The organism is Rhodopseudomonas sp., assembly GCF_013377015.1.
Classification (GTDB): domain Bacteria; phylum Pseudomonadota; class Alphaproteobacteria; order Rhizobiales; family Xanthobacteraceae; genus JARJEH01.
Genome location: NZ_JACABA010000002.1, coordinates 629,157 through 648,945, shown reverse-complemented (window position 1 = coordinate 648,945; position 19,789 = coordinate 629,157). Strand labels below are relative to the sequence as shown.

Below are 19,789 nucleotides of genomic sequence, written 5' to 3'. Positions count from 1 at the left end.
AATTCGGTGTCTGGTTTGCCAGCGACGCGCTAGGGGACATTGCGCATGAATTGGGCTTGGGCGACATCGATTGAACAGCTGTGGCGTTCGCCGAGCTTTCCAATCTGGCTGACACTGGCAGCCGCGGGATTTTTCGGAATCATTCTGCTGGTCACGTTGCTGCGGGCGGAAAAGTCGGTCGCCAATGGCGCGCTGGCAGTCATCGCGTTGCTTGCAATCGCTGTCGCGGTCGCCGCGACCTTGCGCGGATTTGGCTCCAGTCCCGACGTTGGCGGCGGCTACGCGGTGCGCACCGCGAATTCGGCGTCGCCATCGAGCAGCGTTGTCGCCATGCCGGCCCTGGCCTGCATCGACGACCTCGCCGACGAGACCGTGCTGACCGCGTGCGAAAAGGCTCTGTTCGGGTCTCCCGAAGCGGTTGCCGCGGCGGTCTCCTATGCCTCCGGGCGGCTCACGCGGCTGACCGCGCTGGGCGACGCCGCCGCCAACAGGAGCATGACGCCCGAATTTGACAGCCTGCGGCGCTCGATCGAGCGCGACCGCTATGGTTTGATTGCCTATGTGCTGGCCGCCCGGGATCGTTGTCAGTCGAATGACTGCGCGGCGTTCCGGTTGCTGACCGATCACAACCAGATTTCAGCCAACATGGACCGGCGGGTTTACGAGGCCACCGTGCAGCGGCATGCGGCTTCATGGGGCGAATTATCGTCGGCCCCAACCTCGGCCGGTCTTCCGCCCGCTGTGCCGACCGGCAAACCGACCACCGCCGATTTCCCCACCGCCAATTCAATTCCGCCGGTCAATATCATGACGGAGACGCCGGTGGCTGCGGCGCCGGCCGCGCCGAAGCCTTCGACTGCTGCCGCTGCCGCCCCTGCCGCGGCAAAGCCTTCAGCCGCTCTGCCAAAGCCGCTACCATCCGCCACCAATGCGCAGGCAGCGCAAACGAGCGCGCACGCGCCTGCCGCTGCCAAGAAACCGCCGGCACCGAAACAGCACCCGGTCGCGCCGGTTCAACTTGCGCCGGCGGAGCCAAGCCCGGATAACAACTAATCTGCGCTTCTCGTCGCTCACCACCGGGACCCATGCCGCTGCATCTGATCAAGCTCGCCGTCGGCTGTGGTTCGGTGAAGGACCTCGCAAGCCGGATCGCGGAGCGGATGAAAACCGCCAAGCTGCAGGGCCAGCCGCGGCATCATATTCACATCACCCGGATGACGCCGAAGCGCGACGCCGAGTTGCTGGCCGGTGGTTCGATCTACTGGGTGATCCGGGGTGAGATCGCGGCGCGCGAAAAACTGCTCGGGATCGAGCCGTTCCGCGATCGCGATGGCATCGGCCGCTGTCGGCTGATCATGCAGCCGAAAGTGTTTGCAGTGGCGCCGCGGCCGATGCGGGCGTTTCAGGGGTGGCGATATCTTGCCGACGCGGATGCCCCGGCGGACCTTGGCAAGGCCGCCGCCAGCATCGCGGCGATGCCGGAAGCGATGCGCCGCGAGCTGCGCGACCTCGGCCTTCTGTAGCCGGCTCGCCCTTTGATCTATACGGCGATGTTGTCGATCAGCCTGGTGCTGCCGATCCGGGCCGCGACCAGGATCCGAATCGGGCCGGCCTTGGTCGATGCGATCGGGGCCAGCGTTTCGGCGTGGCGGGCCTCAAAATAGTCGAGTGCGAAACCCGCTTCGCTCACTTGTTTGGCGCCGGCAGCGACCGCGGGCTCGATCCGGCCGCCGGCGCCGATCCGCTTGGCGGTTTCCTTCAGCGCGCGATACAGCATCGGCGCGGCGCGGCGTTGCTCCGGCGACAAATAGACGTTGCGTGAGGACATCGCCAAACCGTCGCGCTCGCGGACGGTCGGCGCGCCGATCACCTTGACGCCAAGATCGAGATCGCGCGCCATCCGCGTTACCACCCGGAGCTGCTGAAAATCCTTGGCGCCGAACAGCGCGACATCCGGCCGGCACTGCGTGAACAATTTGCCCACCACGGTGGTGACGCCGCCGAAGAAATGCGGCCGGAAGCGATCCTCCAGCCCGACCACGGCCGGACCCTCGGTGACAATGCTGGTGGCGAAGCCGTCCGGGTACATCGCCTTGACGTCCGGATTCCACACTAGATCGACGTTTTCCGCGGCGAGCTTGGCCAGGTCGGCCTTCCAGGTCCGCGGGTAGGAGGCGAAATCCTCATGCGGCGCGAACTGCGCCGGATTGACGAAGATCGAGACCACGACCCTGTCGGCGCGCCGCTTGGCCAGCCGCACCAGCGTCAGATGACCGTCATGGAGCGCCCCCATGGTTGGCACCAGCGCGGTGGTCGCGTTTCTGGCACGCAGGCCTGTGAGCGCGCCCCGCAAGGCGGGGAGGGTTCGGACGACTATGGGAGGGCGGGACATTGAGGCTCGGCAGGTGAAGGCAGAAGATACGCTTCTGACCGTGTGGCGGGACACCTACCATAGCAAAGCCATCGCCGCGTCGCCATTGCGGGCCATGGTGCGGCCGGTCGACGTCGTTTCTCGGCGTGCCCCCGCTCACAAACCCGCGCCGGGCCTGCGTGATTCATGATTAAGCACGAAGGCGCAGTGAATTGCCGGGCTGCGCGCGCAATTTGCTTGACCGCGACGCCGCGCAATTTGAAGATATCCACAGGGGAGGAACGATGCTGGTTCAGGCGACCCAAGGACAGTCCGGCTCGGCGCGCGTAGTAGTGCTGGGCAATGAGAAGGGCGGTTCGGGCAAATCCACGCTCGCCCTGCACATCGTCGTCGCGCTGCTGAAGGCCGGCCAGCGGGTCGCCACCATCGACCTCGATTGTCGTCAGCAAAGCTTCACGCGTTACATCGGCAATCGCCGGATCTGGGCGCGTCGCACGGGCCTCGACCTGGAGCTTCCGCAGCATTGCTGCATCAAGCTCGGCGAGACCATGCAGATCGCCGACAATGAGTCGTCAGAATTCGAGCAGTTCATGAACGCCGTCAGCGCGGTGGAGCGGACCTGCGATTTCATCGTGATCGATACGCCCGGCTCCGACAGCTATCTGATGAGGCTGGCACATTCGATGGCGGACACGCTGGTGACGCCGATCAACGATAGCTTTCTCGATTTCGATGTGCTCGGCACCGTCGATCCGGTCAACTATGCGGTGACCGGGGAAAGTCATTATTCCGCGATGGTGCTGGATGCCCGCCGCAAGCGCCGGCAACTCGACGGCGCCTCGACGGACTGGATCGTGGTGCGCAATCGGCTGTCGATGCTGGGCTCGCGCAACAACAAGCGGGTGGCCGGCGGCTTGAAGGATTTGTCGTTGCGGCTCGGCTTCCGGGCGCTCGACGGCTTTGCCGAGCGGGTGGTGTATCGGGAATTTTTTCCGCGAGGCCTGACCGCGCTCGACGACCTCAACGAGGCGACGTTGGGGACCCAGCCGAGCATGGGGCACGTCACCGCCAGGGAAGAGGTCACCGGCCTGCTGCGCCAGCTCAAGCTGCCGCTCGACGAACGCGGCCGCCGCCGCGCCGCCAACCGCGCCGAATGGTTCGCCCAGGTCGACAAACCGCTGGAACTACACGACATCCTCGGCGCCTGAAGCCTTGACGACTGAAGCTCGGTCGCCTGCGGCAGGCCGGGCACCGGCCAACCGGATATGCTGTTGAGCCGGCTGATTAGCAGTCAATCTTCCAAGATTCGCCGCGCGTCCTGACGAGGTGTGGAGCTGGACGGCGAGCTGATCTCCATTCGACAAAAGTACGTAATGCTCAATATTCAGGTGCGTTGCACAATAATCTTGCCGGGATTTCACAACATTTGGACTTCTAGTCACGTTGCTGTCACGTATACTCACAATAACTTCGGCGGATCGGTTACCGAAACCTGGGCATGGGTCTCTCGCCGATACAGGGCTGAAAATGAAGCGCGGAATCTTTATTCTGGTCTCGCTGTGTCTTGTCTCGACCGTCGGTTACTTCACGGCTAGCAAATGGGCGATCCGGCACGAAACGCTGACGTTCTTCGACGCGGAGCGAAACCGGCCGGTGGCGGTCGACATCGCGGTTCGGCGCGACAAGGAACTGCAGGCTGACGCCGGCCTGATCGAATTGCCCGTCGCCATTCTCAACCACGGCAACACCGTTCGGTTCACCGAGTATTCCTTTCTAGCCAACGTATTCGCTGCGCGCGGCTACATGGCCGTCAGCATCCAGCACGACCTCGAGCACGACGCGCCGCTAGTGACCAAGGTCGGCGAGCTCTATGTCGGACGACTGCCGGTGTATCAGCGCGGCGTCGCCAACATCATGTTCGCGGTCGATCAGTTGAGAAAGCTTCAGCCGAATTCGGACTACGAACATCTCACCATGGTCGGCCATTCCAATGGCGGCGACATCTCGATGTACTTCGCCAAATTGTTTCCTGACCGGATCAGGAAAGTGGTGACGCTGGACAATCTGCGCGTGCCCTTCATGATCGACGGCAAGTTCAAGATACTGTCGTTCCGCTCCAAGGATCCGGTGTTCAAGCCAGATCCCGGCGTGATTCCGGATCAGGAGATCTGCGAGAAGGCCGGGATCACAGTGGTCAATACCGGCTATCAGCATGTCGAGATGAGCGATCGCGGGCCGGACGTCGTCAAGGAGTCGATTCAGGGCGTGCTCGACAAGTTCCTGGAGGATGACAGCAAGCTTGCACCGCTCCGGACCAACGCACCGGGCGCGACAGGTTTAGACACCGTCGCGCAGGCCCGGAACTAGCGCTGGCAAACGCCGACGTGCGGCCTCCATTGACCCGCGACCTGTCACGCTCCACATAAGTCTCGCTTCACCCAGCGAGCCTCAATGTCCCGCGAGCCGACAAAAACTCCGCTTCAAAGCCCCACCGATGCGGCGGATCGTTCGCTGCCGAAGACGACGCCGTCGGCGTCGGAGGAGATCGCCGCCTTCGTCGCCAAGGCCCGCGCGATGTCGCCGCACGCCGCCGGGGCTAGGGGCAGGCTGGTGTTTGCGCTCGACGCCACCATGAGCCGGCAGCCGACCTGGGACATGGCCTGCGCGCTGCAGGCCGACATGTTCCGCGAAGCCGCCGCGATCGGCAGTCTCGATATCCGGCTGGTGTATTACCGCGGCTTCAACGAATGCCGCGCCAGCGGTTGGATTTCCGACAGCGCGCAACTGGCGCGGCTGATGGCCAAGATCGATTGCCAGGGTGGCCACACCCAGATTGGAAAGGTGCTGTCGGATGTCCGCCGCGAGGCGGTTGCCTCCGGTGTCCGAGCGGTGGTGTTCGTCGGCGACGCCATGGAGGAGGGGGTCGACGAGCTCTGCGCCAAGGCCGGCGAACTCGGTCTGCTCAAGGTTCCGGTGTTCGTATTTCAGGAGGGCCACGATCCGACCGCGGAAGCCGCGTTCCGCGACATCGCGCGGCTCACCGGCGGTGCTTGGTGCCGGTTCGATCCCGGCGCTGCAGCGCAGCTGCGCGAATTGCTGCGGGCCGCCGCGGCCTATGCCGCCGGTGGCCGCGAGGCGTTGCTGCGGTTGGCGAAGACCGGCGCGGGCGCGGCCCACCTGCTCGGACAGATGAAATGACCGCGATATGTTCCGCCGAGGTCGCTGGCGCAGCCCCCCGACGGTGCAATTTGCGCATCACGACGTTATATTGATCCGATGCCTACCCTGATTGCCGGCGTTGTCGCCGTAATTCTTCTCTATTCGCTGCTGCAGATGTTCCGGGCGGCCAATCCGGCCGTGCTGGCGCGTGCGGTCAAGATCGCCGGCGGCGTGGTGGCGCTCGCGGTGGCGCTGTTCACCGGCATCAAGGGCGAACTCGCGGTGGCGATTCCGCTCGGCCTGTTCGGTGCCGGCCTTCTGGGCTGGTCGCCGATGGGGACGGCGGGATTTTCAGCGATCGGCGGTCTGTTCGGATCGCGCGCGCAGCGCTCCAGCGGTCAGACCTCGCAGGTGCGATCGCAATTCATCGAGATGACGCTGGAGCATGACAGCGGCGGGCTGAGCGGCCGTATCGTCGCCGGACCGCACGCCGGGCATTCACTCGACGAGTTCGATCTCCCCGCGCTCGCGGCGATGATGGCTGGGTTCGACGCCGAGAGCTGCGCGCTACTTGAAAGCTATCTGGACCGCAGGTTTCCCGCTTGGCGTCAAAACGCGCAGGGAGACGCGGCAGGGGGGCAAGGCCGCGAGACGTCGAGCAGCAAAATGACGGCTGAGGAGGCCTATCAGATCCTTGGCCTGCAGCCGGGGGCGGGGCGCGACGAGATCGGACACGCTCACCGTACGCTCATGAAGAAATTGCATCCCGACCAGGGGGGGTCGACGTACCTTGCCGCCCGTGTAAACGCGGCCAAGGATACCTTGCTTCGCACTCATCGCAGCTAACTCCAGCAACGCTAACAAACGCTACAGACTGCGAGTTGCTTCTGGTCTCTGCTGACGCCCCGTGATCGCCCGTCGTTAGCCGGCGTGGTCGATCAACCGAATTTGTATCGGGGAATTCTTGACGAGAGGTTTCGACGCGGGAATTTCTCGTTGCGGCGCTCTCGCGAGGCGTCGTGCGCGGTCGCAGTGCGAACGCCAACGCACGGCGCGATTGGCGCCGAGCGGATTGCGCCAGTGCTGACTGCGCCGCGACCGCGGCTCAGTTGCGAATGGCGATGCAGGAAATGTCGTTGCGCTTCAGCTTGCGGCACACCGCTTCGGCCTGATCGCGGTCAAGACCGGCGAAGCGGGCACGAAACAGTCGCCGGTCACCCTTTGTCAGCACGGCCTCGGTGAAGGAATCCGCCTTGCCGAGCATGCCGCTGGCCTGATCGCGCGCGGCCTCGATCCGCTGAAGCGCCTGGCTTTCGGATTCGAGCGCGCCAACCTGAATGATCCAGCCGGTGTGAACCGGCGCCGGCTTAATCGCACCGTTGTTCTGAATCGCGATGGGCTGCGGCGCGCGGTCGGCGCTGGCGACCGCTTGCGAATTCGTCGTCGTGACATTCGACGCCGGCAACACGCCGAGCAGACCGTGCCCAGTGCCGTGGTTCGCCGGCTGCGGCGGCATCTCCGCCTTGACCGAACCGGAGGTCTCCGGCTCATCGGAGCGTGCCGAGGGCGCGGCGCCGGTGGCCCGCGAGGACGGCTGCGATGCAACCGCCGAAGCGAGCTTGATCGGCGCCGACTTGACCTGAACCGTCCTAACTCGAACCGGCTTCATCGGCTCGCTCGAACCGGGGATCGCCGCGATGGCCTGGGTCTGGATCGTCCCGCTGCTGAACGGTCCGGGCTCCGGTTTCGGGGCCGGGGCAAGCGATCGCGTCAATGGCGTGGCGGGACGTGCGACCGGGGGGGCCGGCTCCAGCTCGGGCTCCGGCTCGGCGGATGCGACCTGCACCGCGCCCTTCACCTGGACCATCTGGGTCGGACGCGAGGATGCCGCGGCTTCCGCGACCTCGGCATTCGCGTCGGAGATGCTACGCTCGGCGATTGCCGCAACCGTGCGCTTGGTCGCGGCCTTCTCCAGGTTTTCCGCTAGCAGATTGCGCATGGTCGCGTCGCGCGAGCCGCCGCTGCGGCCTCCCAACACCACGCCAACCAGATGGCGGTTGCCGCGGTGCATCGAGGTGACGAGATTGAAACCGGAGGCCCTTGTATAGCCGGTCTTGATGCCGTCGACGCCCTCGACGTTGCCGAGCAGGCGATTGTGGTTACGGATCGACCGGCCATGATAGTTGAACACGCTGGTGGAGAAGTAGCGATAGTAGCGCGGGAAGCGTTCCTGGATGGCGCGGCCGAGGGTGGCCTGATCCCGCGCGGTGGTGACCTGATCGTCGTCGGGCAATCCCGAGGCGTTGCGGTAGACTGTGCGGGCCATGCCAAGCGCGCGCGCCTTGCGGGTCATCAGCTTGGCGAAATCGCCTTCATCGCCGCCGACCGCCTCGGCGATCACCACCGCAGCGTCGTTGGCCGAGCGCGTTACCAGTGCCTTGATGGCGTCTTCGACGCTCAGCGTCTGGCCGGGCCGCAGGCCAAGTTTGGTAGGCGCTTGTTCGGAGGCATGCTCGGAAACGTCCATTTCGGTGTCGAGCTTCATCTTGCCGGATTCGAGACGCTCGAACAGCAGATACAGCGTCATGATCTTGGTGAGCGAAGCGGGGTGGCGCGATGCATCGGGATTGTTGGCGCTCAGCGTGGCGCCGGTATTGGCATCGACGATGATCGAGGCGAACGGGGGATTGTAACTGCTCCGCTCGACGTGGTGGTGACGCGAGTGATGCCGGTGTCTGCGGCGCGCATCGGCCGTGTCATTGGTGAACAGGACCGCGGCCGTGATCGTCGCCAGGCCGAGAACGCAGACTCGCAACGTCCGCGAGCGTACCAAGTTTGTGCGATGCATGAACGTCCCCGTCCGATTTCCATTAGATCACTGGTTCGTGAGGCGAAATTATGCCCAACGGACCAGCGGCGTTCCGCAGTCCGGCGTTCAGTTCAGCCACATACCCGAAAGTCGCAAAACAAGCAGATCGAAGATCGGGATAGGAGGCTGTGCTCACACAGTTTTTCTACGAAAGCGCGAACATTTCAGCTCAAGGTTAGGCGGCGCGAGTTTCCAAAAGGTTAAGCAAATATTGCGTGGTGGGACGGTGTTGGTGGGAACCCGTGCGGGCAATTGTCGGAAACCACACTTGTGCATTGCACAATTTTATTGACATTTTTGTGCATTGCACTAAAGGTATTTTGGTGTCGCTGCCGGGATCACCCGGCAGCGACACCAGTCTGGGAAAGGACTCGAATTATGGTCAAAGTTGAAGAGATTCAGCAGTACGGCAAAGAGCAGTTCGATACCGCAGTAGCGTCCGCAAGCAGCCTGCAGAAAAGCTACCAGGCGATCGCCGCCGCAGTCGGCGATTACACCAAGAAATCATTCGAAGACGGCAACGCCTTCGTCGAGAAGCTGTCGGGTGTTAAGTCGATGGACAAGGTGATCGAACTGCAGACTGAGTATGCCAAGTCGGCCTACGAGACTTTCGTCGCAGAGTCGCAGAAGATCGCCGGGCTCTATACCGACCTTGCCAAGCAGACCTTCAAGCCGCTCGAAGGCATGGCGGCGAAGTTCGCGCCGGTCACCACGCGCTAATCCGATATCGATCTCAAAGCCAAAAAGCCCGGCCTCTTTGCGGTCGGGCTTTTTCTTGGCTCGCTCTTGGGGCGACCACAGCCGTTTTTGCCTTGTCGGCCTGCGCCGCGACTATTTCGCGATCCGCAACTTCGAGAGCGACGTTCCTATCGAGTTAAAGGTGGAAATCACCTGGCTCGCCGACGTCAGCATGAAGAAATTGCTCGTGCTGCTGGCGCAGTATTGCAGCACGCTGGACGTCGGGTCCCCGCCGGTGTTGACCTGAATGGTGTAGAGCGTCACGCCCGCGGCCTTGATATTGTCGCACAACAGCTTTTGCCTGTCGTCGACGTTCGACGACCAACTGCTGCCGGTGCCATACCAACGGTCCATCGTGTTCAGCCCGTCAGACAACAGGATGATAGCTTTCTTGTAGGTGTAGTTCGGATCCTCCGCCGGGGCATTGAACGGTGCGCTCTGTTGCAGCGTCTGCCAGGCCCAAACGAGACCGACCGGTTGGTTGGTGCCGCCGCTGGGCGTCATCGCGTCGATCGACGATTTGAGGTTTGACCAGTTGTAGCTGAGTGGAGATATCACGGTCGGACAATAGGAGGATTGGTCGGCGGGGTAATAATTGGCAGCGGTAGTCGGTGGCGTGATCAGGACATCGGGTCCCGACGCGGTCCCGGGCGGCGTTGACGTTCCACGGTCCATCACGCAGCCGTTCCAGTTGTTTGTGCTGTTGTTAGCCGTACCGCACTTCATGGTGCCATTGTAGCCATTCTGCCAGCTCGGCGCCTGATTGGAAGACCCGCAACTGTAATTCTCCTCGATGCTGCCGTGCGTCGACCACTGGCTCCAGTCGATATAACCGCTGTTGACGAAGCTGGTGCCGATATTGACGACGTTGGCGAACGGAACTACCGAAATATAGACGTCCCCGTTCACCGCCGCGGAGGCGCTCAACTGGTCGATCAGGTTCTTCGATGCGGTGATCAGCGCAGTGATCTTGCCATCGTCCGCCATCGATCCGGTGTTGTCGAGCGCCAGCGCAACACGCAATTTGGTGGTCCCCCATGCGGTGGTCGAGGTGGTGCCGAAGTTCATGGTTGGCATCCCGGCAATCTTCATGAAATCGGTGGCAATGGTACCGGAGGCAGTCAACACGATCCGGGCGCCGGCAGCGGCCGTATTGCTGTAGCTCGCCGTGACATTGACCCCGGTGACTTCGGTGTTGTTATAGAGAGCGTTGAAATAGGCCTGTGCCTTGCTGGTCAGGCTCGCGGCGCTCAGGTTTCCCGCCGAATCGTCCTTCGAAACCATCAAAGCGGCCGAATCGAGCGCCGCCTGCATCGATGTTCGTGCGCTGTTGGCGCGAGAGTAATCGATCGCGGCGCCGATGAAGGTGAGGATCGGCAACAGGGCGATCGCGAAAATCACCGCGATGTTGCCGTCATTTGCCCGGCCGAAACCGTCGGCTGACTTCCGCAAGCGCGCGAGAATGGACGCAACTGACATGTCTGTCACCCAAGATTGGATCATGTCCCGCAGGTTGGGCATCAGGGATAAACAGCTCGTAAAACCGTGCTCAGAAACTCCTTAAATTGCTGCACAAATGCCCGGAAGCGGGGATTCGCTGGCCGCATTGTGAGAACTGCCTAAACGGCGCAGCCAGCTTTCGGCGCGAATCGGTCGTGATTTATTAACCTTTGGGCCGCCGCCAAGGGCTGGGGCGACCGCGTTCCTGTTGGCTATTTCCGCGCTTGCAGCGGACCGGCTGTGGACCCATATTCAGTACATCCGATCCATCCGATGGACGGACGCCGCCGGGGAGCGGCTTCTGAGCCAGTCCGACGGCTAGACGGTTTCCGCGGAGACCGTGGTGGCTGCGAATGGCGATTGTTCTGCGGGGATTTCGAACACCTGAACCATGCTGCACTCATCCTTAAATCCGGATCCGTCCGCCGCGCCTGGCGGCCTGCTGCCCGACCTGCGAATGGCCGATGATGGTGGCCGCGCTGGCGGTCCAGGCACCCCTGTGACCTCGGTCATCACCAAGGTCAAGCCGAAGACCAAGCGCCCGAACCTTTATCGCGTGCTGATTCTGAACGACGACTACACGCCGATGGAGTTCGTCGTTCATGTGCTGGAGAAGTTCTTCCAGATGGACGTCGAGGCCGCGACCAAGGTCATGCTGCACGTCCATCATCATGGAATCGGCGAGTGCGGCGTGTTCACCTACGAAATCGCCGAGACCAAGGTGACCCAGGTGATGGATTTCGCCCGCAAGCACCAGCACCCTTTGCAATGCGTGATGGAAAAGAAGTAGCCTTGCTCTGCGTCGCGGCGTTCGGAACGGGTCTTGCATCGGTCTCGATGGCGGGTTTTCCCGGACCTGCTTGGTGCGTGATCTGACGCGGAACCGCTCTTTCAAAGTCAGGTTGTGTCACTATATGTCGAAAAGGTTGTTGTTGCCTGACGGAGCAACGGCGATCATGATGGGCGGGGATCATAGAGGACGAGAATGCCGACATTTTCACAGAGCCTTGAGCAATCCCTGCACCGCGCGCTCGCGATCGCGAACGAGCGCCATCACCAATATGCGACGCTCGAACATCTGCTGCTGTCGCTGGTCGATGATTCCGACGCGGCCGCGGTGATGCGGGCCTGCAGCGTCGATCTCGACAAGCTGCGGACGAGTCTCGTCAACTATCTCGAAACCGAATTCGAAAATCTGGTGACGGATGGTGCCGACGACGCCAAGCCGACTGCCGGCTTTCAGCGGGTGATCCAGCGTGCCGTGATTCACGTCCAATCCTCCGGCCGCGAGGAAGTCACCGGCGCCAATGTGCTGATCGCAATCTTCGCCGAGCGAGAAAGCCATGCTGCGTATTTCCTGCAGGAGCAGGACATGACGCGCTACGACGCGGTGAATTACATCAGCCACGGCATTGCCAAGCGGCCCGGGGTTTCCGAGGCGCGGCCGGTGCGCGGCGTTGACGAGGAGACCGAGACCAAGGGCGGCGACGACGCCAAGAAGAAGGGCGACGCGCTGGACACCTATTGCGTCAACCTCAACAAGAAGGCGCGCGATGGCAAGATCGATCCGGTGATCGGCCGCACTGCCGAGATCAACCGCGCGATACAGGTGCTGTGCCGCCGGCAGAAGAACAATCCGCTTTTCGTCGGCGAAGCCGGCGTCGGCAAGACCGCGATCGCCGAAGGTCTCGCCAAGCGCATCGTCGACAGCGAAGTGCCGGAGGTGCTGGCGGCGGCGACAGTGTTCTCGCTCGACATGGGCACGCTGCTGGCCGGCACCCGCTATCGCGGCGACTTCGAAGAACGACTGAAGCAGGTTCTCAAGGAACTCGAAGCGCATCCTAACGCGATCCTGTTCATTGATGAAATCCATACCGTGATCGGCGCCGGCGCCACTTCCGGCGGCGCGATGGATGCCTCGAATTTGCTCAAGCCTGCCCTGGCATCGGGCACGATCCGCTGCATGGGCTCCACAACCTACAAAGAATACCGCCAGCACTTCGAGAAGGATCGCGCGCTGGTGCGCCGATTCCAGAAGATCGACGTCAACGAGCCGACGGTCGAGGATGCGATCGCGATCCTGAAAGGCCTCAAGCCGTATTTCGAGGACTATCACAAGCTGAAATACACCAACGAGGCGATCGAGGCGGCGGTGCAGCTGTCGTCGCGCTACATCCATGACCGGAAGCTGCCGGACAAGGCGATCGACGTGATCGACGAATCCGGCGCCGCGCAGATGCTGGTATCGGAGAACAAGCGCAAGAAGACCATCGGCATCAAGGAAATCGAGACCACGGTCGCCACCATGGCGCGGATCCCGCCCAAGAGCGTGTCGAAGGACGATGCCGAGGTGCTGAAGCATCTCGAATCGACCCTGAAGCGTGTGGTGTTCGGTCAGGACAAGGCGATCGAAGCGCTGGCCGCCTCGATCAAGCTGGCCCGTGCCGGCCTGCGCGAGCCCGAGAAGCCGATCGGCTCCTATCTGTTCTCCGGCCCGACTGGCGTCGGCAAGACCGAAGTGGCGAAGCAGCTGGCGGCCTCGCTCGGCGTCGAGCTGATCCGCTTCGACATGTCGGAATATATGGAGCGCCACACAGTCTCGCGCCTGATCGGCGCGCCTCCGGGCTATGTCGGTTTCGACCAGGGCGGCTTGCTGACCGACGGCGTCGACCAGCATCCGCATTGCGTCGTGCTGCTCGATGAAATCGAGAAGGCGCATCCCGATCTCTACAACGTGCTGTTGCAGATCATGGATCACGGCCGGCTGACCGACCATAACGGCAAGCAGGTCAACTTCCGCAACGTCATCTTGATCATGACGACGAATGCCGGCGCCGCAGATCTGGCGCGGCAGGCCTTCGGGTTCACCCGCAACAAGCGCGAAGGCGACGATCACGAGGCGATCAACCGGCAGTTCGCGCCGGAATTCCGCAACCGTCTCGACGCCGTCGTGTCGTTCGCGCATCTCAATGCCGACGTCATTGGCATGGTGGTGGAAAAGTTCGTACTGCAGCTTGAGGCCCAGCTCGCCGACCGCGACGTCACCATCGAGCTGAGCGAGCCGGCCAAAGCCTGGCTGGTGCAGCACGGCTATGACGAGCAGATGGGCGCTCGCCCGATGGCTCGGGTGATCCAGGAGCACATCAAGAAGCCGCTGGCCGACGAGGTGCTGTTCGGCAAGCTCAAGGGCGGCGGCCACGTCAAGGTCGTGCTGGTCAAGGACGACGCGGTGGCTGGGGTCGAACTGGAGAAGATCGGCTTCGAATTTGTCGACGGCCCGATTACGCCGAAGCCGGACAAGCTGCCGGGCAAGCGGAGTTCGACGCGCAAGCCGAAATCGGGCGGTCCGAATGGACCGGCGCCGAAGGGGCCGCTGGTCAAAGCCTGATCGCCTCGATCGATCGCATCTATCGAATCAAAAAGGGCCGGCAAGCGATTGCCGGCCCTTTCGATTTGGCCGCGCGCGCTGCCGCTATGGTTTGGGCTCGTCGGGGACCAGCACCGCCCAGCCGTAGGTCTTGAGCTTGCCAAAGCCGAGCGGCAGCACCATCGAGCCGAATGTGGCCTTGAGCTCGCCAAGCGTAGCCCGGTAGGGCGCAGGCAGTTCGTCGGTGCGCGGAAACTGATCGGTCGCCCACAGCACCAGCGTGCCCGACCGTTTCAGCCGCTCCGGCGTGATCCATGGGCTCTTGCGGAAGTCGGCATCGATAAACGCCGACGGCCGCGGTCTGGCAGACATCACGACGAAGCCGGCCTCAACGACGTCGCCGGTGACGATGTCGAGCGGGCTTGGGACCTTGCTGTTCCAGATCGACTCCATCGCGGCGGAAAGATTGCCGGCAGGGACCATCTGGGTCGGCATCTGGCCGCTGAAACGGGCTTTGGCGTGGGTAAGGGCGACATGCCCGATCGGTAGCCCGATCAGCGCCAGCAGCCAGAGGCAAGTGACCAATCGCGGCGCGTGCAACACGATGCGCGTCGGCAGCAATACCACCATCGCAAGGCCGGACAGCGCCACCACCGCCCCACCGACTTCGGTGCGCTGGTCGACACCCGCCAAGAAGGTGATCGCAGAGATCAGCAGCACCGGGATCGACGCCGTGGCCAAAACCAGCGTCCGGTCAAACCGACTCGGCGTGCCGAGTTCGATCGTGATCGGTTCGCCCTGCAGCGGAATTTTAGGAACCAGCGCCAGCCCGGCGATCGCGATCGGTCCGGCGTGGAAACCGATCTGAGCCAGCAGGAACTTCACAGTCGCCACCGCGCGCGGCACGAACCCCGTGAGCTCGGGCCGCTCGGAGACGAACGGCGAATAATTGTGATGCGCCAGCCAGTTCAGATTGGGCATCAGCAGGATCAGCAATGTCGACAGCGCGAAATAGGGCCCGGTGCCGGATTTTCTGCTGCGGCCCTCCGCGGTCAGGAAGAAGTGCAGCGCCAGCACGATGAGCAATAACCCGCCGGTATACTTGGCATAGAGCAGAAATGCCGATGCCACGCCCAGCAGGATCCAGCTCGCCGACTCGTCGTCCAGCACCGCCCTGCGATAGAGATAAATCGTCGCGGCCCAGAGCGGCAGTTGTGCGACGCTGGGACTGTAAGTCGTCACCGGCGGCCCGAAGTAATAGATCAGGATCGTCAGCGCGACGGCGAGCGCCGCACCACTGTGGCCGACGATCTCGAGGCCGAGTTTCCAGACGACGTAGAGCGTCAGCAGGATCGAGCCGATTGCCAGCACGAATTGCGACGAGATCCAGTGGGCGGTCAGCGTGTAGGCGATCTGGGTCAGCCAGGGCGCGAGCGGCGGATCGTTCCAGTATCCCCACTGCATCTCCTGGCCGAACAGAAACATCTCATAGCTGCCGATCGGCGGGCTCGGGAAACCGATCGCGGCGACAAACCACAACCCGCCATAGATGCCGACAATCCACGTCAGCAGCCGCCGCGGTGAGGTCTGCAACGCCTGTAGAACCGCGTCGCAGGTGTCCAGCAGCAGCGCGACGCCCGTGACGCCCGAGGAGGGGCCGGTCTGGATTCGCGCTGGCGCCGCAGCTGCGGGCGGAGCGGCGGGCCGGGTGGGCGCCATTGCCGGCTTGATCTTGTTCGCGGCGGACGGCCCGGGAGGGGCTGGTTTCGGCACGGCACTCTTGACGGCTGGGGCGTTTGTTATGGCGGCGGTGGCCGGATCAGCAGACGGAGCGGCCGGTCGCGCGGCGGCGTTCGGCGAAGCACCGGAGTGTCGCTTCTTCTGCTTGCGGTTCTTGGGCTTGTTGCGCTTGATGCTCGTCGTCCTCGGCGGATCGGGTTGCGCGGCGCGCGACATCCGCACCGGCCCGATCATGATTGCGGACGATGTTTCTAGTCCAATCCGGGCGCAAGGCAATTGCCTGCGCGCAACAGCGGATCGTGCAAATTCAGGACACAACGCGGCGAAGCGCCGCGATAACGTCGACGCGATGGCTCAACCTTCGCCGAGCAGTATCTTGATACGGCGCTGCAGCTCGCGCTTCTTCTTTTCGCTGATCCGCAGCCGTTCGCCGAGGTCGGACGGGTCGGCTTCATCGCGAAACGCGACGCCGACGGTGTTGGAGCCCCACCAGATCACCTTGGCCAGAAACGAGCGGCCTTTCTTGGCGATGGTCAGACCGATTTCCTCCGGCAGTCCGGCGACGCTGCGGAATTCGATGCTGGCGCCCTTGTCGGAGATGTTTCGGACCACGCAATCGCGGGTCGCGCCGCGTTCATTGATCGAGGCGACGCCGCCGTAAATCACTTTGTCCCGCGGGTTGTTGCGACGATCGATCATTATGCCCACCATGCCGAAGAAGTGGCTGACTTTACCTCCATTGCCTGCGGATGGAAGATCGGCGGGCGGGGCAACCTCTGTTAACCTGAATCAATCCCGCATCGGATCGGCGATCCCGCAATGCATCATGCGGCGGTGCCGCGGACGCCGCGCGCCAGCACCTTCTGGGCATCGAATTCGCGCCGACGCCGCGCCAGCTCCTCCGCGCTCATATTGGCGACGTTGTTATAGTCGCGTTTCCAGGACGGATCGACGCTCCAACGTAGCGGCGACTGAACGGTGGTCTGCGGGCCGGGAGCAGATTCCAGCAGACGTAGCGCCAGGTCGAGCGTGAATGCCTGGGAGTCCGGATCGTGCGGCTTGCCGGCGGAATTGCCGAGCGGGAAATCGCTGAACAGGAAGCGCGGTGCTGCGGCGTGTTCGACGATGTCCTTGGCGCAGCCCATCACCACGGTCGAAATGCCGTTGGCTTCCAGATAGCGTGCGACCAGGGTGACGGTCTGATGGCAGACCGGGCAGTTCGGTACCAGCACGGCGGCATCGACCTTGTCGGCATGGCAGCGCGCCAGAATCTCCGGGGCATCGGTCTCCAGCGTGACGCGGTGGCTGCGGTTGGCCGGCGCGCCGAAGAAGCGCAGCGCAATGGGGCCGATCCGGCCTTCGCTGGCCAGTCGGCGCAATTGCGCGAGCGGAAACCAGGTGGCGCTATCGGTCGCCGGGCTGTGGATGCGGTCATAGGCTATGTGCGAGATCCGCAGGTCGTGATCTTTCGCGGTGTCGCCGTCGTAGACCGAATAGAACTTGGCGCCGCCATTATAGGGCGCGCCGGGTCCCTGATCGCCCTTCGACGGATCGAAGGGAGCCGCGGTGGTGACGATGGCGACGCGTGCCTGCGATAGCGGCCTTTGCAGCGGTTGGAACGGAGCGCCGGAAAAATGCGCCCAACGATACGGGGTGTCGTAGCCGATCGCCTGATAGTAGGCGCGGGTCCGCGCCATATAGGGGATCGCAACGTCGTCGTCGGATGCGAAGCCGGATGGTTCGTCGGTGGCGGCCATATGCTGTTCCGGTTTCGCGTTGCGGATGGCGCATTGCAAGCCCGATGGCATGGTGTGTCAAGCAACGGTGTGGTCCGCAGGATCGCCGGAACGTTCATCGGGAACCGGGGATGAAGCCGCGCCCGGGCGGATGCGGCAATCGCTTCGGCTACAATTCCGAACTGAGCCGATCGAGCCGCTGTTGCGGCGAGCGTCTGGCGCTTTCGTTGGCGCGTAGCCGCAGCGTTCAGTCCGGCGGGATGGCGCCATTCAGGTGCCGCGGATTGCGAAACGCGAAGCCCGCTTGATCCTGGTGCCGCCAGACCATCCGGGCCAGGACCGCCAGGCCCTTTCGCTCGATCGTCAAATCGACCTCGTCGGGCAGGTTCGCTGCAGGTGCGAGCTCGACCTTGGCGCCGGAGGGCGAGAAGTTGCGGACGATGCAATCGATCGTCGATTTGCGCTGGTTGAAGGCGATGCGGCCGCCGTAATAAACACGTCCTCGGGAAATCTTTCGTCGGTCAAGCATGAAACTGCTCCTCCGATTTAACCAATGCTTCACAATAATTGACCCGGCTGCAGCCGAAAACCGGCTTTGAGATCGACGTCTTGTTAAGGTAAACCCTGCGTGACATCGGCTTGTCTTCGGCTGCGTCCGGCACGCCGTGTTTCCACTTGCGAGTGCTATGCCGCTACCTCCACTCGAATCTCCGATCTGGCAAAGTTCCGTCCGCGCCTATGCGTTCGGACTGCGCGCGGTCGGCTCGACGGTGCTGACGCTGGTGCTGTTCGCGACCTATCTGGGCATCGGCGCGCTGGCGCACGATACCCATTTCAGCCTCGGCTGGGTGCTGACCAGCACGTTGTTGGTGTGGGCCGGGCCGGCGCAGATCATCCTGATTTCCTCGCTCGGTTCTGGTGCGACCGTTGTTCAGGCGGCGATCGCCGTCACCGTGAGCGCGATCCGGCTGTTTCCGATGGTGGTGGCGGTGCTGCCGATGATGCGGACCCCGACCACCCGGCTGCGGCAACTGGTGCTGCCTGCACATTTCATAGCGGTGACGCTGTGGGTCGAATGCTTTCGGCTGTTGCCGCATGTCCCGCGCGAAAACCGGATTGCCTTCACCGTTGGGTTGGGCACCGGGCTGGTATCGGTCTGTCTGATCGCCAATATCGTCGGCTACGGATTGGCAGCGAACCTGCCGCAACTGTTCGGCGCCGCGATCCTGCTGCTGACGCCGCTGGCGTTCCTGCTGTCGACCGCGCGCAATTGCCGGGAACTCGCCGATATCGTCGCGCTCGGCCTCGGCCTGGCGCTGTTCCCGCTGGTCGCGACGCTGCACACCGGCGTCGACATCCTGATCAGCGGCGTCTCGGCGGGCACCATCGCCTATGGGGTGCACTGGTTGCGGCGGAGGCGGCGGGCGTGAGCGATTTTATCGGCGACTGGCACGCGCTGCTGGTGCTCGTCCTGGCGGGATTCCTGCCCAACGAGATCTGGCGCATGCTCGGCCTGTGGCTCGGCGGCGGCGTCGACGAGGGCTCGGAATTGCTGATCTGGGTCCGCGCGGTCGCCACCGCGATCCTCGCCGGGGTGATTGCGCAGATCCTGGTGCTGCCGCCGGGCGCGCTGGCAAGCGTCCCGGGAATTCTACGATACGGCGCAGTCGCCGTCGGCCTGGTTGCCTTCGTGGCGGCCAAACGGTCGATCCTGGTCGGCGTGGTCTGTGGCGAACTAGTGATGCTGGCCGGTCAGTTGTGGTGGCGCTGAGGCGGTCAGCCACCGGCCGGGCCGGTCGCCCGGCGGCGTTAACGCCGATTGCGATTGGCAGGGATCGTTCTGGCCCCGAGCGGATTGTACGTACTCGGCAATCCGCTCCAACCGAAGTATCGGACGACCTTGAATGACGAACGCCACTCCGACCAAGCCGATCGTTCTCGTGGTCGAGGACGAGCCCATGATTCGAATGGATATCGTCGATCAAATCGCCGCGGCCGGGTTCGAGGTTCTGCAGGCCAGCAATGCCGACGAGGCGATCGAGATTCTCGAGACCAATCTCAACGTCACCATCGTCTTCACCGACGTCGACATGCCGGGCTCGATGGATGGCATCAAGCTGGCGCAGGCGGTGAGGGGACGCTGGCCGCCGATCAAGATCATCGTCACCTCCGGCCATTTCAAGGTCCGCGACGAAGATCTGCCGGCCGGCGGGGTGTTTTTCGGCAAGCCCTATAATCCCTCCGACGTGGTCCGCACGTTGTGGCAATTGGCCCAAGCCAGCTGATCTGAATCGTCCACAGCGGTCGAA

General features: G+C 63.2%; 19 protein-coding genes. 12 read left to right on the top strand and 7 right to left on the bottom strand.

Annotation, left to right across the window (positions count from 1 at the left end; translation table 11 throughout):
* The first annotated feature begins 330 nt into the window (after positions 1–330).
* Together HXX15_RS11490 and HXX15_RS11485 are read left to right on the top strand one after the other, a co-directional pair.
* Positions 331–1,053, top strand: coding sequence for a hypothetical protein (locus tag HXX15_RS11490; protein ID WP_366558579.1), 723 nt, complete (start codon positions 331–333; stop codon positions 1,051–1,053).
* A gap of 32 nt (positions 1,054–1,085) precedes the next feature.
* Positions 1,086–1,523 carry a DUF1489 domain-containing protein gene (locus HXX15_RS11485; RefSeq protein WP_296516180.1) on the top strand — a complete coding sequence of 146 codons (438 nt, stop codon included), beginning with the start codon at positions 1,086–1,088 and terminating at the stop codon, positions 1,521–1,523.
* Positions 1,524–1,540: 17 nt separating this feature from the next.
* On the opposite strand, the gene panC is transcribed toward HXX15_RS11485, so the two are convergent.
* Positions 1,541–2,392, bottom strand: coding sequence for a pantoate--beta-alanine ligase (gene panC, locus HXX15_RS11480; protein WP_296516177.1), 852 nt, complete (start codon positions 2,390–2,392; stop codon positions 1,541–1,543).
* 263 nt (positions 2,393–2,655) lie between these two features.
* Here panC and HXX15_RS11475 point away from each other — a divergent pair, with 263 nt between their 5' ends.
* The 4 genes from HXX15_RS11475 to HXX15_RS11460 all read left to right on the top strand — a co-directional run bounded on the left by HXX15_RS11475 (position 2,656) and on the right by HXX15_RS11460 (position 6,376).
* A complete protein-coding gene (locus HXX15_RS11475) occupies positions 2,656–3,579 on the top strand; it encodes a division plane positioning ATPase MipZ (protein WP_296516175.1) in 924 nt (307 codons plus the stop codon).
* A gap of 319 nt (positions 3,580–3,898) precedes the next feature.
* Positions 3,899–4,738 (top strand): alpha/beta fold hydrolase, encoded by an 840-nt coding sequence (locus HXX15_RS11470; RefSeq protein WP_296516173.1) that lies wholly within the window; start codon positions 3,899–3,901, stop codon positions 4,736–4,738.
* 84 nt (positions 4,739–4,822) lie between these two features.
* Complete coding sequence (locus HXX15_RS11465; RefSeq protein ID WP_296516170.1) at positions 4,823–5,569, top strand: VWA domain-containing protein; 747 nt, start codon at positions 4,823–4,825, stop codon at positions 5,567–5,569.
* Between the two features lie 78 nt (positions 5,570–5,647).
* Positions 5,648–6,376, top strand: coding sequence for a DnaJ domain-containing protein (locus tag HXX15_RS11460; RefSeq protein WP_296516168.1), 729 nt, complete (start codon positions 5,648–5,650; stop codon positions 6,374–6,376).
* Positions 6,377–6,635: 259 nt separating this feature from the next.
* Here the strand turns inward: HXX15_RS11460 and HXX15_RS11455 are convergent, their stop codons facing one another.
* Positions 6,636–8,378: a D-alanyl-D-alanine carboxypeptidase gene (locus HXX15_RS11455; protein ID WP_296516166.1), complete on the bottom strand. Its 1,743-nt coding sequence runs from the start codon at positions 8,376–8,378 to the stop codon at positions 6,636–6,638.
* Between the two features lie 399 nt (positions 8,379–8,777).
* Between HXX15_RS11455 and HXX15_RS11450 the strand changes: the two genes are divergently transcribed.
* Positions 8,778–9,119, top strand: a complete 342-nt coding sequence (locus tag HXX15_RS11450) for a phasin family protein (protein ID WP_296516164.1) — start codon at positions 8,778–8,780, stop codon at positions 9,117–9,119.
* Positions 9,120–9,230: 111 nt separating this feature from the next.
* Here HXX15_RS11450 and HXX15_RS11445 read toward each other — a convergent pair whose 3' ends face one another.
* Complete coding sequence (locus tag HXX15_RS11445) at positions 9,231–10,658, bottom strand: pilus assembly protein (protein ID WP_366558578.1); 1,428 nt, start codon at positions 10,656–10,658, stop codon at positions 9,231–9,233.
* Positions 10,659–11,094: 436 nt separating this feature from the next.
* On the opposite strand from HXX15_RS11445, the gene clpS reads away from it, so the two are divergent.
* On the top strand, positions 11,095–11,427 hold the full coding sequence (gene clpS / locus HXX15_RS11440; protein WP_296516162.1) for an ATP-dependent Clp protease adapter ClpS: 333 nt from the start codon (positions 11,095–11,097) through the stop codon (positions 11,425–11,427).
* A 195-nt stretch (positions 11,428–11,622) separates the two neighbouring features.
* Entirely contained in the window at positions 11,623–14,025 is a 2,403-nt protein-coding gene (gene clpA / locus HXX15_RS11435; protein ID WP_296516160.1) for an ATP-dependent Clp protease ATP-binding subunit ClpA, read from the top strand.
* Positions 14,026–14,109: 84 nt separating this feature from the next.
* Here the strand turns inward: clpA and HXX15_RS11430 are convergent, their stop codons facing one another.
* From HXX15_RS11430 to HXX15_RS11415, 4 genes are all read right to left on the bottom strand, one after another.
* Positions 14,110–15,777 (bottom strand): glycosyltransferase family 39 protein, encoded by a 1,668-nt coding sequence (locus HXX15_RS11430; RefSeq protein WP_296516158.1) that lies wholly within the window; start codon positions 15,775–15,777, stop codon positions 14,110–14,112.
* 321 nt (positions 15,778–16,098) lie between these two features.
* Entirely contained in the window at positions 16,099–16,443 is a 345-nt protein-coding gene (locus tag HXX15_RS11425; protein WP_296516156.1) for a PilZ domain-containing protein, read from the bottom strand.
* 125 nt (positions 16,444–16,568) lie between these two features.
* Positions 16,569–17,501 carry a glycine/sarcosine/betaine reductase selenoprotein B family protein gene (locus HXX15_RS11420; RefSeq protein ID WP_296516154.1) on the bottom strand — a complete coding sequence of 311 codons (933 nt, stop codon included), beginning with the start codon at positions 17,499–17,501 and terminating at the stop codon, positions 16,569–16,571.
* Between the two features lie 226 nt (positions 17,502–17,727).
* Positions 17,728–18,042 carry a PilZ domain-containing protein gene (locus HXX15_RS11415; protein ID WP_296516152.1) on the bottom strand — a complete coding sequence of 105 codons (315 nt, stop codon included), beginning with the start codon at positions 18,040–18,042 and terminating at the stop codon, positions 17,728–17,730.
* A 124-nt stretch (positions 18,043–18,166) separates the two neighbouring features.
* Here HXX15_RS11415 and HXX15_RS11410 point away from each other — a divergent pair, with 124 nt between their 5' ends.
* The 3 genes from HXX15_RS11410 to HXX15_RS11400 all read left to right on the top strand — a co-directional run bounded on the left by HXX15_RS11410 (position 18,167) and on the right by HXX15_RS11400 (position 19,765).
* Complete coding sequence (locus HXX15_RS11410; protein ID WP_296516150.1) at positions 18,167–18,910, top strand: AzlC family ABC transporter permease; 744 nt, start codon at positions 18,167–18,169, stop codon at positions 18,908–18,910.
* Positions 18,907–19,251, top strand: a complete 345-nt coding sequence (locus HXX15_RS11405) for an AzlD domain-containing protein (protein WP_296516146.1) — start codon at positions 18,907–18,909, stop codon at positions 19,249–19,251. Before HXX15_RS11410 ends, HXX15_RS11405 begins: the two co-directional genes overlap by 4 nt.
* A 133-nt stretch (positions 19,252–19,384) precedes the next feature.
* Positions 19,385–19,765 (top strand): response regulator, encoded by a 381-nt coding sequence (locus HXX15_RS11400; RefSeq protein WP_296516145.1) that lies wholly within the window; start codon positions 19,385–19,387, stop codon positions 19,763–19,765.
* Positions 19,766–19,789: the final 24 nt, after the last annotated feature.

Bases quoted from the DNA above. Each gene is read 5' to 3' on its own strand.
- clpA (WP_296516160.1), top strand. From the start codon at position 11,623: ATGCCGACATTTTCACAGAGCCTTGAGCAATCCCTGCACCGCGCGCTC.
- HXX15_RS11445 (WP_366558578.1), bottom strand. From the start codon at position 10,658: ATGCCCAACCTGCGGGACATGATCCAATCTTGGGTGACAGACATGTCA.
- HXX15_RS11450 (WP_296516164.1), top strand. From the start codon at position 8,778: ATGGTCAAAGTTGAAGAGATTCAGCAGTACGGCAAAGAGCAGTTCGAT.
- HXX15_RS11425 (WP_296516156.1), bottom strand. From the start codon at position 16,443: ATGATCGATCGTCGCAACAACCCGCGGGACAAAGTGATTTACGGCGGC.
- HXX15_RS11455 (WP_296516166.1), bottom strand. From the start codon at position 8,378: ATGCATCGCACAAACTTGGTACGCTCGCGGACGTTGCGAGTCTGCGTT.
- HXX15_RS11400 (WP_296516145.1), top strand. From the start codon at position 19,385: ATGACGAACGCCACTCCGACCAAGCCGATCGTTCTCGTGGTCGAGGAC.
- HXX15_RS11410 (WP_296516150.1), top strand. From the start codon at position 18,167: ATGCCGCTACCTCCACTCGAATCTCCGATCTGGCAAAGTTCCGTCCGC.
- HXX15_RS11485 (WP_296516180.1), top strand. From the start codon at position 1,086: ATGCCGCTGCATCTGATCAAGCTCGCCGTCGGCTGTGGTTCGGTGAAG.
- HXX15_RS11470 (WP_296516173.1), top strand. From the start codon at position 3,899: ATGAAGCGCGGAATCTTTATTCTGGTCTCGCTGTGTCTTGTCTCGACC.
- clpS (WP_296516162.1), top strand. From the start codon at position 11,095: ATGGCCGATGATGGTGGCCGCGCTGGCGGTCCAGGCACCCCTGTGACC.
- HXX15_RS11465 (WP_296516170.1), top strand. From the start codon at position 4,823: ATGTCCCGCGAGCCGACAAAAACTCCGCTTCAAAGCCCCACCGATGCG.
- HXX15_RS11490 (WP_366558579.1), top strand. From the start codon at position 331: ATGCCGGCCCTGGCCTGCATCGACGACCTCGCCGACGAGACCGTGCTG.
- HXX15_RS11420 (WP_296516154.1), bottom strand. From the start codon at position 17,501: ATGGCCGCCACCGACGAACCATCCGGCTTCGCATCCGACGACGACGTT.
- panC (WP_296516177.1), bottom strand. From the start codon at position 2,392: ATGTCCCGCCCTCCCATAGTCGTCCGAACCCTCCCCGCCTTGCGGGGC.
- HXX15_RS11475 (WP_296516175.1), top strand. From the start codon at position 2,656: ATGCTGGTTCAGGCGACCCAAGGACAGTCCGGCTCGGCGCGCGTAGTA.
- HXX15_RS11460 (WP_296516168.1), top strand. From the start codon at position 5,648: ATGCCTACCCTGATTGCCGGCGTTGTCGCCGTAATTCTTCTCTATTCG.